The organism is Stappia sp., from assembly GCF_048261845.1.
Lineage (GTDB): Bacteria > Pseudomonadota > Alphaproteobacteria > Rhizobiales > Stappiaceae > Stappia.
In genome coordinates this window covers 22106-35386 of the sequence record NZ_JBLXFR010000001.1, presented here as the reverse complement: position 1 = coordinate 35386, position 13281 = coordinate 22106, and the positions used below count along the sequence as shown (strand labels likewise).

Here is a 13281-nt window from a genome sequence, read left to right as displayed (position 1 = left end):
CGTAAAAATCACGATATTGCCTTGCTGGCCTGTTTCGTTAAAACAAGGCAGAATCGGGGTGCCATTCACTACAATTTTCCGGTGATTGTTTGGAAGCGTTTACTCCTTCCATGCATACTGCACCCATGAACGCGCTTCCAACCGATCCGCTGCCGCATAACGAGAAGAGCCGCCTGCAGGCATTGCACCGCCTCGGGATCATGCATTCCGTGCGGAGTCCGGAATTCGACGCGATCGTAGAGGTCGCCGCGACACTGTTCGATTGCCCCGTGGCACTGGTGACGCTGGTCGACGAGGACGAACAGTGGTTCAAGGCGCGCTGCGGGCTCGACATCGACGGCACCAGTCGCGATGTGGCCTTCTGCCGGTATACCATCCTGGAATCCGAACCGCTCATCGTGCCGGACGCGCTGGCTGATGAACGTTTCCGCGACAGCTCTCTCGTCACGGGCTCAGCCGGTGTCCGTTTTTACGCAGGCTGTCCGCTGACGCTGGATGGCGAGCATATGCTCGGCTCCCTTTGCGTGATCGATACCAGGCCCCGAACTCCCTCGCAGGCACAGATAGATCAGCTTCGCCGGCTGGCAACGGCCGTGGAGGGGCTGATCCAGTCCCACGCGAGGGCCACAGAGGCGGACCGTTTGCGGGAGGAAACAACCCGCCAGCGCGCCCTGGTCGAGACGCAGTCGGAGATGATCGCCCAGACAACCAGCGTTTCTGGTGTTGGCGGGTGGGATATCGACCTGGGGCGCGGGGAGTTCTCCTGGACCGACCAGGCGCGGGCACTCCACGAGGTTGCTGACGGCTACGTGCCGGATATCGACGCGGCAATCGGGTTCTATGCACCTGAGGCGCAGCCGCTCTTGAGAGAGGCGATCCGCGCCGCATGCGAAGAGGCGCAGCCGTTCAGCCTGGAGTTGCCGCTTCTGACCGCCCGGGCGCGGGAGCGCTGGGTTCGCACCATTGGCCGGCCGATTTGCCAGGACGGCAAGGTCATCCGCATCATCGGTGCGATCAGCGATGTCACGGACCGCAAGACGGCCGAATTGCGGCTGCAGCATTCAGAGTTGCTGTATCGCAGCACGCTTGAATCGCTGTCGGAAGGGGTCCTCGTCGTCGACGGCGATGGAGCGGTTGTTTCCTGCAATCCGGCCGCGCTGGCGATGCTCGGCATGGATACGCAGGACCTCACCGGAACGTCGTTGTCCGATCTTGCGCTCTGTTTCGTCGACAAGTCAGGTGACCAGGTGTCGCTTGGAAACCTGCTCGCCGACGGGGCCTCCGACCCTTCCAGACTGTCGAACACGGTGGCCGGGCTCAACCTTGCCGACGGTCGTGGGTTGCGATGGTTCAACCTCAATGCCGTACCCTTTGCCAGCCCTGCCGACGGCGGTGAAACGGGCGTCGTCATCTCGCTGGGTGACATCACCGAGATGGTACGCCAGGCCATGACCCTGGAAGGCGTGTTCCAGAATTATCCGGGCGCGGTGGTCTATTTCGACGAGGATCACAAAGTTGCCGGCTGGAACCGCAATTTCGAGGTTCTTCTCGATGTGGCGCCCGGGTATCTGGCGAACCGGCCATCCCTTGAGGACTACGTTCGGATGAATGCCGAGCGGGGCGAATACGGTGCCGGCGACGTCGAACGACTGACCCGGGAACGGCTGGAGGCGATCCTCAGCAACAACACGCACGGCTACGAGCGCAGCCGTCCGAACGGCAGGGTGATTGACGTTCGTGGCACGTTCCTTCCTGGCGGCGGGCTGCTTTCCACGTTTCTCGATATCACCGACCGCAAGCAGATCGAGCATCGCTTGATCGAGAAGGAGCGGCTCGCGCGGGAAAAGTCCGACGAGCTTGAAACCGTTCTCGCCAACATGAACCAGGGTGTGAGCGTCTTCGACAGGAACGGGCAACTGCTGCTGTGGAACGACAACTATGTCTGGCTCTTCGAGCGTCACCTGAAGGACCTGCGCCAGGGTTTGAGGCTGGAGGAGATTGTTTGTACGGAAGGGAGCTGCGGCGAAACCCCGGAAGATGTCGACCGGCATGTCGCGGACCTGCGGCGCAGGCTGGCGGCAGGGGAGACGGTCAGGTCGCTCTTCCAGCTGCGGTCCGGTCGCATTGTCTCGACTGTCCATGCACCGCTTCCGGACGGGGGCTGGGTCGGCACGCACGAGGATGTCACCGAACGCGAGGCCGCCGCCAACCAGGTGCTCTACGCTGCCCGCCACGACACGCTGACCGGGCTTGCCAACAGGACCTATCTCAACGAGTTGCTGAGTGACCTCGTCGCGCGTCCGGAAGCGCGGGAGCAGGGCGAGTCGTCCGGAACATGTACCGGCATTCTCATGCTGATCGACCTTGATCGCTTCAAGCCCGTCAACGACGCCCTTGGCCACAATGCCGGCGACCAGGTGCTGCGTGAAGTGGCCCAGCGTCTCCGGCAATGCGTACGAGATTGCGACATCGTGGGGCGCGTCGGAGGCGACGAATTCGCGGTGGTGCTTTCCTCTGCGTCCGGCATGTCCTGGCCCTCGGGTCTGGCCGAAACCATCGCCCGGCGCATACTCGAGGCGATGGAGCCGCTATTCGTCATCGACGGCAGCGGTGTGCGGATCGGGGTGAGCATCGGCATCGCCCCAGTCACGCATGGTGCAAGCATCAACGAACTGATGCGCAAGGCCGACGAGGCGCTTTATGCCGTCAAGAACGAGGGCCGGAACAATTTCCATGTCTACCGGACTGCCGACAGGCCGGCGGACAATCAGGTCCCCGTTGCGCATTCGCAGCGCCGTCCGGCGTCTATTGCCCGCGTGCCTGCCGCGTCCGTGGAGATGCCGGAGGTGATGTTCCAACCCGTCGTCTGTCTGGGGACGTCGGAGGTCAGGGGCTATCACGCCGTGGAAAGCCGGAGCCCGGAACCGGAAGAGACACGCGGAACCGATGCCTATCAGGACGTTGCCGCGCTTGAGGCTTCGACCGCGGCGCTGATCGGGTCCGTTGTCGAGAGTGCCACGGCATGGCCGGATGACTACCTGGTCGCCCTTGACTTGAGCGTCCGGCAGTTTGGCCTGGAATCCTTGCCGGCCATCGTTTCGGCCGCCGTCGAAAAGAGGTCGTTCGATCCCTTGCGGTTGCAACTGCAGGTGTCCGACGGCTATTTCCTGGTCAATGCGGCGGATGCGTTGCGCCAGCTGCGGAACTTGCGCGGCATCGGCGTGCGGTTGGTGCTCGACCGTTTCGGATCGGACTCCTCCTCGCTTCGCCTGCTCGGCCGTTTCCGTTTCGATGCGTTGAGAATGGACCGCGCCGGGCTGAACGATGTGCTGGCGGGCGAGCGTGGCGAGATGGTCCTGCGGGCGCTGACTTCCGTTGCCGGCACGCTCGGCGTGAATGTCAGCGTCGACGGAGTGGACACGGAAGAGCAGCTTGCCTTGCTGCATGCCGTCGGTTGCGTGCAGGGAACCGGGCGACTGTTCGGGCCGCCTAAGCCGGCCGAGGCTCTGCGCTTCGTCGCCTGAGGCTTGGACCCGCCGTCCTTCGATCCCTTCCGTGTTTCCGCCGCCACCTTGCCACTCGCCTGTTGCTTTGCCGTGCGAATTGATTAGGTAAGAGCGGAACCCTTGCCCGGTCCGGGCGTGCGGATTTGAACCCGATCAATGAGGTGGCTTGCCGATGCCGCAGCTCAAACTCGCCGCGCTTGACGAGGAAGACCTCGCCGTCATTTCCGCGCAGGTGCAGGACGCGGTGCTGAAGGTTGGCGACATCAGATACTATCCGCGCGACCGTCATCTGGTCGTCGCCATGAACCGTTTCGCCTGGGACAAGGAGGCGACCCGCCCGCGCGATGCCAAGGAGCGCCGCCGTGCCGCCCTGTCGTTTGCCCGGGCAGGCGAGCTCAAGGCGAAGAACATTCGCCAGGATGCCAAGGATGCCGTCCTGTCGCTCCTTGCCGTCAGCTTCACGCCCACCACCGCGCCGGCCGGCCGTATCGACCTGCTGTTCGCCGGCGGGGGAACGTTGTCCTTCTCGGTGGAATGCATCGAGGCGCAACTCGCCGATCTGGGCGCTGCCTGGGCAACGGACCACCAGCCGCGCCATCAGCTCGACTGACCAGCTTCGCCTTTCGCATCCCCGGCACGGATGAGGGAGGTCGTCCCGACAGGTTTCTTTGCGGAGTGAAAACCATTGGCTATCCGCCTTTCCACCAGCGCGCCTGACTTCGGCGCAAGGTTCGACACGCTTCTGGCGAGCAAGCGCGAGGCGTCGGCGGACGTGGATGCCGCTGTTCGTGACATCATCGAGGATGTGCGGGCGCGCGGCGATGCCGCGCTTCTCGACTATACGAAGCGGTTCGACCGGCTTGACGCGGCATCGATGGCGGAACTCGCGGTGACGCCGCGGGAGACCGAGGAGGCACTTGCCCGCGTCGATGCGCGGACCCTTGAGGCGCTGACCCTGGCGCGCGACCGGATCGCGGCTCATCACTCCCGCCAGATGCCTGGCGACGATCGCTACACCGACCCGATCGGCGTGGAACTCGGATCGCGCTGGACGGCGATCGAGGCCGTCGGCCTCTATGTGCCCGGTGGCACGGCAAGCTATCCGTCCTCGGTCCTGATGAACGCGGTGCCCGCGCGTGTCGCCGGCGTGTCGCGCATGGTCATGTGCGTCCCCAGCCCCGACGGGGTTCTCAATCCGCTGGTGCTTGCCGCAGCGCACCTGGCCGGGGTTACGGAGATCTACCGCATCGGCGGGGCGCAGGCGATTGCGGCGCTCGCCTTCGGAACCGGGTCGATCAAGCCCGTTTCGAAGATTGTCGGCCCCGGAAATGCCTATGTCGCGGCCGCCAAGCGGCGTGTCTTCGGCACGGTCGGCATCGACATGATCGCCGGTCCCTCCGAGATCCTGGTGGTCGCCGATGGCGAGAACGATCCCGACTGGATCGCCGCCGATCTGTTGTCGCAGGCGGAGCACGACGTCAGTGCCCAGTCGATCCTGATCACCGATGATGCGGCTTTCGCGGCCGCGGTCGAAGCGGCGGTCGAACGCCAACTTGCGACCTTGCCGCGCGGCGAGGTGGCCGGGGCGAGCTGGGCCGATTTCGGCGCGGTGATCACGGTCCGGTCCCTTGACGAGGCGCCGGCCCTTGTCGACGCCATCGCGCCGGAGCATCTCGAACTCGCGGTGGCCGATCCCGACGCATTGTTCGACCGGGTCCGCAACGCCGGTGCCGTCTTTCTCGGCCGCCACACGCCGGAGGCCATCGGCGATTACATCGGCGGGTCCAACCATGTCCTGCCGACGGCGCGCTCGGCACGCTTTTCCTCCGGTCTTTCCGTTCTCGACTTCGTCAAGCGGACATCCATCCTGCGCTGCACGGCGGAGACCTTGCGGGAACTGGGGCCCGCCGCGATCGCGCTGGCGGAGGCGGAAGGTCTCGACGCCCATGGGCGCTCGGTCGCCATCCGCCTCAATTTGTGACGGAGCCGCGCGATACCCTTGTCGGGACGGCGGATGCCGGGCTAGGTGTTGAAGGCAAGGGGTTCGGGCGCCTGCCGGCGGCCGTGTGCAAGGCGGGATCGAATGATGACGGCATTGCCGGACAAGGCTGAAGCGAAGAAGGCGCGCCTCGTCGCCGTTCAGCTGGACGAAGGGTCCATCTCCCGCTCCACGCCCGATATCGAGCACGAGCGGGCGGTCGCGATCTACGACCTGATCGAGGACAACGAGTTCGAGCCGGTCGACGACACTTCGGGCCCCTATCAGTTGCATCTCTCCCTGGTGGAAAAACGCCTGGTCTTCACCGTGTCGGGCGAGACGGGCGAACGCGTCGTCACGCACATTCTTTCGCTGACGCCGCTGCGCAAGGTGGTGAAGGACTATTTCCTCATCTGTGAGAGCTATTTCGAGGCGATCAAGACGGCGACGCCGAGCCAGATCGAGGCCATCGACATGGGCCGTCGCGGTGTTCACAACGAGGGATCGCGCATCCTGATGGAGCGCCTGGAAGGCAAGATACGTGTCGACATGCAGACCGCCCGACGGCTCTTCACGCTCGTCTGCGCCCTGCACTGGAAAGGATAGGAGGCGTGACGCGGCCGGGAACGACGCCCGGTGCGGTGCTTTTCACCTGCGGCATGAACGCTGTGCGTTCGCCGATGGCAGCCGCCATCCTCGCCAAGCTGTTTCCCGGCCGGGTCTATGTGAAGTCCTGCGGCGTGCGGGAGGGCGAGCCTGATCCCTTCGTCGACGCGGTGATGGAGGAAATCGGGTGCGACCTGTCGGCACATCGTCCGAAAACCTTCGAGGATCTCGACGAATCCGGCTTCGACCTGGTCATCACCCTGGCGCCCGAAGCGCATCACAAGGCGCTGGAGATGACGCGCACGGACGCGGTCGAGGTCGAGTACTGGCCCACGCCTGACCCCACGCTTGCAACCGGCTCGCGCGAACAGATTCTCGACAGCTACCGCAGTGTTCGCGACATGCTGATGACGCGGATCAAGAAGCGCTTCGGCTGGACGTCGACCCCCGGGGGCTGACCCGCGTCCGGGTTGCGCCGGAGACCGGCGAAATTCCGCGAATCCAGCCTGTTCCCTTTCTCGATGCGATCCGCTAGGTTCCCGCCACATCTGGCTCGCTAATCAGGAATCCATATGGCCAAGGAAGAAGTCCTCGAATTTCCGGGGGTGGTTACGGAACTGCTCCCCAACGCGACGTTTCGCGTCAAACTCGAAAACGAACATGAAATCATTGCCCACACTGCCGGCCGCATGCGCAAGAACCGCATTCGCGTGCTTGCGGGCGATCGCGTGCTCGTCGAGATGACGCCCTACGACCTGACCAAGGGTCGCATCACCTATCGTTTCAAGTAAGGTCGGCGTGACCTCTCGTCACCGCCAGCCGCGCGACAGGAAGAACGCGGTCCGATGATCGCTCCCTCACCCGACCAGAACGACATCTCGCGGGGCCGGCAGGATACCGGCCGCCCGACGCTCGTGCTCGCCTCCGGTTCTCCGCGCCGCCTGGCCCTGCTGCAACAGGTAGGCATCGACCCTGACAGCCTGCTGCCGGCGGATATCGACGAGAGCCCGCGCAAGGGCGAGACGCCGCGCGCGCTGGCCCAGCGGCTGGCCCGCACGAAGGCCGAGGTCTCCCGGCGGGCGGCGGACCGCGTTGAAGCCAATATCGACGGGCTTGTGCTGGCCGCCGACACGGTTGTCGCGGTCGGACGCCGCGTCCTTCCCAAGGCCGAGACCCATGAGCAGGCCGAGGCGTGCCTGCAGCTTCTGTCGGGGCGCGGCCACCGCGTCTACACGGCGCTTTGCATCAGTGCGCCGAAGGATGTGGTGCGCCAGCGCCTTGTCGAGACGCGGGTCCGCTTCAAGAAACTGTCCCGTGCCGAGATCGCCGCCTATCTGGCAAGCGGGGAATGGCGCGGCAAGGCAGGCGGCTATGCCATCCAGGGGCTTGCCGGTTCCTTCGTGGCGAAGCTTGTCGGCTCCTATTCCAACGTCGTCGGCCTGCCGCTGCATGAGACCGTCAACATGCTGGCGGGCCTCAAGTATCCGGTTCTCGACGGTTGGCAGGATCCGGCGCGGATCCGTCCCTGACAGCATCCCCTTTCGTTGTTTTCGGCTTGGCCTTGCCGTCTCTTCCCTGCGATAAATGCGCAGGGCATGCGTTCGCGTGACCCGGCAAGAACGACAAGACGGATGGGAGGACACATGAATCTCGCTGCCTGGCTGGCGCGGGCCGGCCGGTCTCGGCCCGAACAGACGGCACTGGCGAGGGGGAGTGAACCCGTCGCCACGTATCGCGATTTCGCCGGTCGTTCCGCCCGGCTTGCCGGTGCCCTGCGTGGTCGCTACGGCCTTGAAACAGGCGATCGCGTCGCGATTGTCGCCAAGAACGGCCCCCACTACCTGGAGGCGCTCTACGCGATCTGGTGGGCGGGCCTCGCCGCCGTACCGGTCAACGCCAAGCTGCACGGTGCGGAGATCGGCTGGATCCTTGAAAACAGCGGGGCGCGTCTTGTCTTCGTCAGCGAGGGGATGGAGACCGAGGTCGCTGCCCACGCACCCGAAGCCCTGCGCGATATCGTGCCGCTCGGCAGCCCGGCCTTCTGGACGCTCGTCGCCGGCCATCCCCTGCCTCTCGCGGATGCGGCGCCGGACGATCTTGCCTGGCTCTTCTACACATCGGGAACCACCGGCCGGCCCAAGGGCGCGATGCTCAGTCACCGCAATCTGGCGACGATGAGCTATGCCTACCTGACCGACGTCGACCCCACCGGACCCGGCGACACGCTGCTTCACGCGGCCCCCATGAGCCATGGCTCGGGCCTCTACGCGATGGCGCATGTCATGCGCTTCGGCGTCAATGCCGTTGCCGCGTCCGGCGGGTTCGAGCCCGAGGAGGTGCTGGGGGTCGTTTCCCGCACGAAGCGCCTGTCGATGTTTGCCGCGCCCACCATGATCAAGCGCCTGACCGAATGCCGGATGGAGGCCGAGGTCGACAACATCCGCACGCTCATCTGGGGCGGGGCGCCGATGCATGTGGCCGATGCCATCCGGGCGATCGACCGCTTCGGTCCGCGGTTTGCACAGATCTACGGACAGGGCGAGACGCCGATGACCACAACGGTCCTGTCGAAGGCCGACATTGCCGATCGCGATCACCCGCACTGGGAACGGCGCCTTGGCACGGCCGGCATCGCGAACCCGGCCGTCGAGCTGCGCATCGACGGAGCCAACGGGGTGCATGGCGAGAGCGGCGAGATCCTGGTGCGCGGCGATACGGTCATGCTGGGTTACTGGAACAATCCCGAGGCAACGGCAGAAGCGCTCGCCGGCGGCTGGCTGCACACCGGCGATGTGGGGATGCTGGACGCTGACGGCTACCTGACGCTGCAGGACCGTTCCAAGGATGTCATCATTTCCGGCGGCACGAACATCTATCCGCGCGAGGTGGAGGAGGTGCTCCTGACCCATCCCGGCGTGCGCGAGGTGTCGGTGATCGGGCGCCCCGACGCGGAATGGGGCGAGAGTGTCGTCGCCTATTATGCGGGCGAGGCCGAACCCGGTGAACTCGATACGTTGTGTCTGGAACGGATCGCCCGGTTCAAGCGCCCCAAGGACTATGTCCGGGTCGAGGCGTTGCCCAAGAACAACTACGGCAAGATCCTGAAGACGGAACTGCGCTCCAGGGACGCGCGGCGCGTGGCGGGAAACGACGACCTGCAAGAGGGGGGAACGGCATGAGCGGACGTCTGGCAGGCAAGGTGGCGCTCGTTGTCGGCGCCGGATCGGTCGGCCTCGGCTGGGGCAACGGCAAGGCGACGGCAGTGCTCTTCGCCCGCGAAGGTGCAAGGGTGGTCTGCGCCGATATCAGTGCGGCCGCAGCCGAGGAAACGCGCGCCCTGATCGAGGAGGAGGGCGGCGAGGCCGTTGCCATCGCTTGCGATGCGACGAAGAGCGGCGAGGTCGCGGCGGCCGTTCAGCTTGCCGTCGATCGCTTCGGCGGGCTGCAGGTGCTCGACAACAATGTCGGCATTGCGGAGGTGGGTGGTGTCGTCGAACTCGACGAGGCCGAATGGGACCGGGTCCATGCGGTCAACCTGAAGAGCGTCTTCCTCGCCATGAAGCACGCCATCCCGGTGATGGAGCGGGGCGGCGGCGGCTCGATCGTCAACATCTCGTCCATTGCCTCGCTCCGCTACACCGGCGTTGCCTATTCGACCTATTATTCCTCCAAGGCTGCGGTCAATCACCTCACCGCCACCACGGCCGTCGAATATGCGTCTCGGGGGATTCGGATCAATGCGGTGTTGCCCGGCCTGATGAAGACCCCGATGGTCGAGCATGCCGCCGGCCTTGCCAGCGTCTATGGCGACGGAGACGTCGAGGCGATGTGGCGCAAGCGCGATGGCCAGGTGCCGATGGGCCACATGGGAGATGCCTGGGACGTTGCCCGGGCAGCCCTGTTTCTGGCGAGCGACGATGCACGCTACATCACGGGCCATTCGCTGGTGGTCGACGGCGGCATCACGCTAAAGTATAGCTGAGGACAGGTTGGCTGCCGTCCGGCGGCCTTGTTGTCGACTATCAGGAATTGCAGATGCCCCCAGTGGAAGGCCAGTCCGGCAAATCCTCGCGAACGGATTTTCGCGCCCGGCCGTGCCCGGTTTGCAACAAGCTTTCGATCGAACGGTTCAAGCCGTTCTGCTCGGCGCGTTGCGCCGATGTCGACCTCAATCGCTGGCTCTCCGGCGGCTATAGCGTTCCCGTTGTGGAACTCGAGCCGGAAGATCTGGCCGCACTCGCCGAGATCGATGCCCGTGATGACAGCGATCGATGACCTATGGGCGGTAACGCCATAGTGTGATCATTATCACCGACAGGGAGCAGGGCCGGAAGTAGGCTGACTTTCAGGATCCGGAAAGTCCGCCCGTTCCGGCAGAAACCGCCCGACAGGAGCCTTGAAATGACCTTGTGCGTCCGTCTGCTCGCCACCGCGTTCGTCGCGGGATCGCTTGTTTCCGCGCAGGCGGGTCGTGCCGCGGCGGCAGACAGGGTCGGGGTCGCCAGCGCGGTCAACCAGAGCGCCAGAAGCCAGGTTGGCGGCGCTGCGATGAAGACGGTGCGGATCGGCAAGGAGATGTTCAACCGCGAGCATATCGCGACCGGGCCCTCCGGTCTCGTTCAGGTGCTTCTGGCGGACGGTTCGAATTTCGTCGTCGGCCCGAATTCCAGCCTGGTGATCGACGAGTTCGTGTACCGGCCGGCGCAAGGGCAGGGCAAGCTTGTCGCGACCTTCGGGCGCGGCGTGGCGCGCTATGTCGGCGGCAAGATATCCAAGAACCGCGAGGGCGTGACCATCAACACCCGTCAGGGAACGATCGGTGTGCGTGGCGGCATGGCCAATCTTGTCGACCGCGGCGACCAGACGATCTACTCCTTCCTTTTCGGCAAGGATCTCACCTTCACCGGGCGCAACGGCAAGGTAACCAGGGTCTACCGGCCGGGCTATTCCATCGTGCCGTCCGGCGGGGGCGGGATATCGCAGCGGACACCGAAAGCGATCCTTGCAATGGTCAACAATCTCCTGTCGGGCAACGGACCTTCAGGCAATCGGCCGGGCAATGGCCAGTTGCGGGAGTTCTCGCAGGTCAACTCCGCACTGGACTCGGCTCCCTTGCCGCAGTTCCCCGGACCTGTTCTGGGGCAGCGCCAGGTGCCGCGCGGCCTGCTTGATCTCAATTACGCCAACTCCGTGATCCTGCAGGAAACCAAGCAGTATTGCGGCTACTACTGCTGACAGGACGGTTTCTCCCGCCGCGGCCCCGCGGCAGGCGCATCCGTACCTGTGAATGTCGGGCAGGCAGGACCGCCGACGTCCGGTGAGTTGTTGATATCCCTCCGGCAAGCTGGCAGTCTCGACAGGCAAGGGCGATTTCCCGAACCTGCCACCATGGCGCGTATCCGGTGCCGGCAGGCTGGGCTCAACGGCTCCGGTGTCCGCTCGTTTGCGTAGCCTTGGCGGTTCCAGAGGGGCCCCGACAAGGATGACCTGGGAGACGACGGACATGCGGCTGGGAATGTTTGGTGCCTGCGCCTTGGCGCTGACCTTCGGTTTTGGCGGAACCTCGGTCCTGGGAATGACGACTGCGCGGGCCGATTACGCCCTGACGATCCTGCATATCAACGATCTGCACTCCCGCCTCGAGGCCATCAACAAGTACGATTCGACCTGCAGCAGCGAGGACGAAACCGAAGGCAAATGCTTCGGCGGCATCGCGCGCATCAAGGCGAAGATCGACGACCGGCGCGCCGCCCTGTCCGCCGCCGGCCGCAACGTGCTGACGCTGGATGCCGGCGACCAGTTCCAAGGGTCGCTCTTCTACACCACCTACAAGGGAGCTGCCGCGGCCGAGTTCATGAACATGATCGGCTTCGACGCGATGGCCGTCGGCAATCACGAGTTCGACGACGGGCCCAAGGGTCTGGCCGATTTCATAGACAAGGTCGATGCTCCCGTTCTGTCCGGTAATATCAACGTGGAGAACGAACCGGCCCTGAAGGGCAAGGTGCCCGGCACGCTGGTGCTGGAGGTTGGCGGCGAGCGGATCGGCATCGTGTCCGCCCTTGCAGAGGATACCGTGGAAACCTCGTCGCCGGGCCCCAATGTCCTGTTCTCGCGGGCCGAGGACTACCTCAAGGGCGCCGTCGAGGGGCTGGAGGCCGCGGGCATCACCAAGATTGTCGCGATCACCCATATGGGCCTGCCGCGCGACATGGAGATCGCCTCCCGCGTGCCGGGGATCGATGTCATTGTCGGTGGCCATTCGCACACCCTCCTGTCGAACACGTTCGAGGGGGCGGCCGGTCCCTATCCGGTGCTTGTCCAGAACCCGTCCGGAAAGCAGGTTCCCATCGTCCAGGCCTATGCCTATGGCAAGTTCCTCGGCGAGATCGAGGTCGTTTTCGACGATGCCGGCAATGTGACCTCGGCCAGCGGCAACCCGATCCTTCTTGATGCTTCCGTTCCGGCCGACAAGGCAGTGGCCGCGCGGCTTGCGGAGCTTGCCGCGCCGCTCGACGAGGTTCGTGCCCGGGTGATCGGCAATGCCATCGGCATGATCGACGGTTCGCGCGACACCTGCCGTGCCGGCGAGTGTCCGATGGGCAACCTCGTTGCCGACGCCATGCTCGAGCGGACGAAGGCGCAAGGCGTCCAGATTGCCATCCAGAACGGAGGCGGGCTTCGCGCCTCGATCGAGGGCGGCGACATCACCATGGGCGAGGTCCTGACAGTTCTGCCTTTCCAGAACGCGCTGGCGACGTTCCAGCTCAAGGGCAAGGATGTCATCGCGGCGCTGGAAAACGGCGTTTCCCGGGTGGAGGAGGGGGCTGGACGGTTCCCGCAGGTTGCCGGGATCCGCTACTCTTGGACCCGGGCCCGCAAACCTGGCGACGGCCGCATCATCCAGGTCGAGGTGAATGGCGAGAACGGCTGGGAGCCGATTGATCCGGACAAGACCTATGGCGTCGTTACCAACGACTACATGCGCCGCGGTGGCGATGGCTACAAGGTGTTCGCCGAGGCCGGCATGAACGCCTACGACTTCGGACCCGGGCTCGAGGTGGTCGTCGCCGACTATATCGGCGCGCTCCAGGATGGCTACACGCCGTTCACGGAAGGTCGCTCGCGCGAGGTCGAGTAGGGCGCGCGGGCTTTCGTCCTCGCGATACTGACTGCATTTTGATCACACCA

At 64.8% G+C, this 13281-nt stretch carries 12 protein-coding genes; all 12 read left to right on the top strand.

Annotated features, from left to right (window positions below; all coding sequences use genetic code 11):
• The first annotated feature begins 125 nt into the window (after positions 1-125).
• On the top strand, positions 126-3524 hold the full coding sequence (locus tag ACN0T5_RS00165) for a PAS-domain containing protein (RefSeq protein WP_417766589.1): 3399 nt from the start codon (positions 126-128) through the stop codon (positions 3522-3524).
• A 154-nt stretch (positions 3525-3678) separates the two neighbouring features.
• Positions 3679-4116 (top strand): DUF2948 family protein, encoded by a 438-nt coding sequence (locus tag ACN0T5_RS00160; RefSeq protein WP_417766588.1) that lies wholly within the window; start codon positions 3679-3681, stop codon positions 4114-4116.
• A gap of 75 nt (positions 4117-4191) precedes the next feature.
• Entirely contained in the window at positions 4192-5487 is a 1296-nt protein-coding gene (gene hisD, locus ACN0T5_RS00155) for a histidinol dehydrogenase (RefSeq protein WP_417766587.1), read from the top strand.
• Positions 5488-5592: 105 nt separating this feature from the next.
• Positions 5593-6090 carry a UPF0262 family protein gene (locus tag ACN0T5_RS00150; protein ID WP_417766586.1) on the top strand — a complete coding sequence of 166 codons (498 nt, stop codon included), beginning with the start codon at positions 5593-5595 and terminating at the stop codon, positions 6088-6090.
• A gap of 5 nt (positions 6091-6095) precedes the next feature.
• Complete coding sequence (locus ACN0T5_RS00145; RefSeq protein ID WP_417766585.1) at positions 6096-6548, top strand: low molecular weight phosphatase family protein; 453 nt, start codon at positions 6096-6098, stop codon at positions 6546-6548.
• Between the two features lie 114 nt (positions 6549-6662).
• Entirely contained in the window at positions 6663-6881 is a 219-nt protein-coding gene (gene infA, locus ACN0T5_RS00140) for a translation initiation factor IF-1 (protein WP_224807306.1), read from the top strand.
• A gap of 54 nt (positions 6882-6935) precedes the next feature.
• A complete protein-coding gene (locus ACN0T5_RS00135; protein WP_417766584.1) occupies positions 6936-7619 on the top strand; it encodes a Maf-like protein in 684 nt (227 codons plus the stop codon).
• 114 nt (positions 7620-7733) lie between these two features.
• Positions 7734-9269: an AMP-binding protein gene (locus ACN0T5_RS00130; RefSeq protein WP_417766583.1), complete on the top strand. Its 1536-nt coding sequence runs from the start codon at positions 7734-7736 to the stop codon at positions 9267-9269.
• Positions 9266-10072, top strand: a complete 807-nt coding sequence (locus ACN0T5_RS00125; protein ID WP_417766582.1) for an SDR family NAD(P)-dependent oxidoreductase — start codon at positions 9266-9268, stop codon at positions 10070-10072. The genes ACN0T5_RS00130 and ACN0T5_RS00125 overlap by 4 nt, the downstream gene beginning before the upstream one ends.
• Positions 10073-10125: 53 nt before the next feature.
• Positions 10126-10365, top strand: a complete 240-nt coding sequence (locus tag ACN0T5_RS00120) for a DNA gyrase inhibitor YacG (protein ID WP_417766581.1) — start codon at positions 10126-10128, stop codon at positions 10363-10365.
• Between the two features lie 126 nt (positions 10366-10491).
• Positions 10492-11325, top strand: a complete 834-nt coding sequence (locus ACN0T5_RS00115; protein ID WP_417766580.1) for a FecR family protein — start codon at positions 10492-10494, stop codon at positions 11323-11325.
• A 268-nt stretch (positions 11326-11593) separates the two neighbouring features.
• Positions 11594-13231, top strand: a complete 1638-nt coding sequence (locus ACN0T5_RS00110; protein ID WP_417766579.1) for a bifunctional metallophosphatase/5'-nucleotidase — start codon at positions 11594-11596, stop codon at positions 13229-13231.
• Positions 13232-13281: the final 50 nt, after the last annotated feature.

Excerpts from the sequence above, each read along its gene's own strand:
- ACN0T5_RS00165 (WP_417766589.1), top strand. The coding sequence starts at position 126 with ATGAACGCGCTTCCAACCGATCCGCTGCCGCATAACGAGAAGAGCCGC.
- ACN0T5_RS00160 (WP_417766588.1), top strand. The coding sequence starts at position 3,679 with ATGCCGCAGCTCAAACTCGCCGCGCTTGACGAGGAAGACCTCGCCGTC.
- ACN0T5_RS00150 (WP_417766586.1), top strand. The coding sequence starts at position 5,593 with ATGACGGCATTGCCGGACAAGGCTGAAGCGAAGAAGGCGCGCCTCGTC.
- infA (WP_224807306.1), top strand. The coding sequence starts at position 6,663 with ATGGCCAAGGAAGAAGTCCTCGAATTTCCGGGGGTGGTTACGGAACTG.
- ACN0T5_RS00135 (WP_417766584.1), top strand. The coding sequence starts at position 6,936 with ATGATCGCTCCCTCACCCGACCAGAACGACATCTCGCGGGGCCGGCAG.
- ACN0T5_RS00130 (WP_417766583.1), top strand. The coding sequence starts at position 7,734 with ATGAATCTCGCTGCCTGGCTGGCGCGGGCCGGCCGGTCTCGGCCCGAA.
- ACN0T5_RS00125 (WP_417766582.1), top strand. The coding sequence starts at position 9,266 with ATGAGCGGACGTCTGGCAGGCAAGGTGGCGCTCGTTGTCGGCGCCGGA.
- ACN0T5_RS00120 (WP_417766581.1), top strand. The coding sequence starts at position 10,126 with ATGCCCCCAGTGGAAGGCCAGTCCGGCAAATCCTCGCGAACGGATTTT.
- ACN0T5_RS00115 (WP_417766580.1), top strand. The coding sequence starts at position 10,492 with ATGACCTTGTGCGTCCGTCTGCTCGCCACCGCGTTCGTCGCGGGATCG.
- ACN0T5_RS00110 (WP_417766579.1), top strand. The coding sequence starts at position 11,594 with ATGCGGCTGGGAATGTTTGGTGCCTGCGCCTTGGCGCTGACCTTCGGT.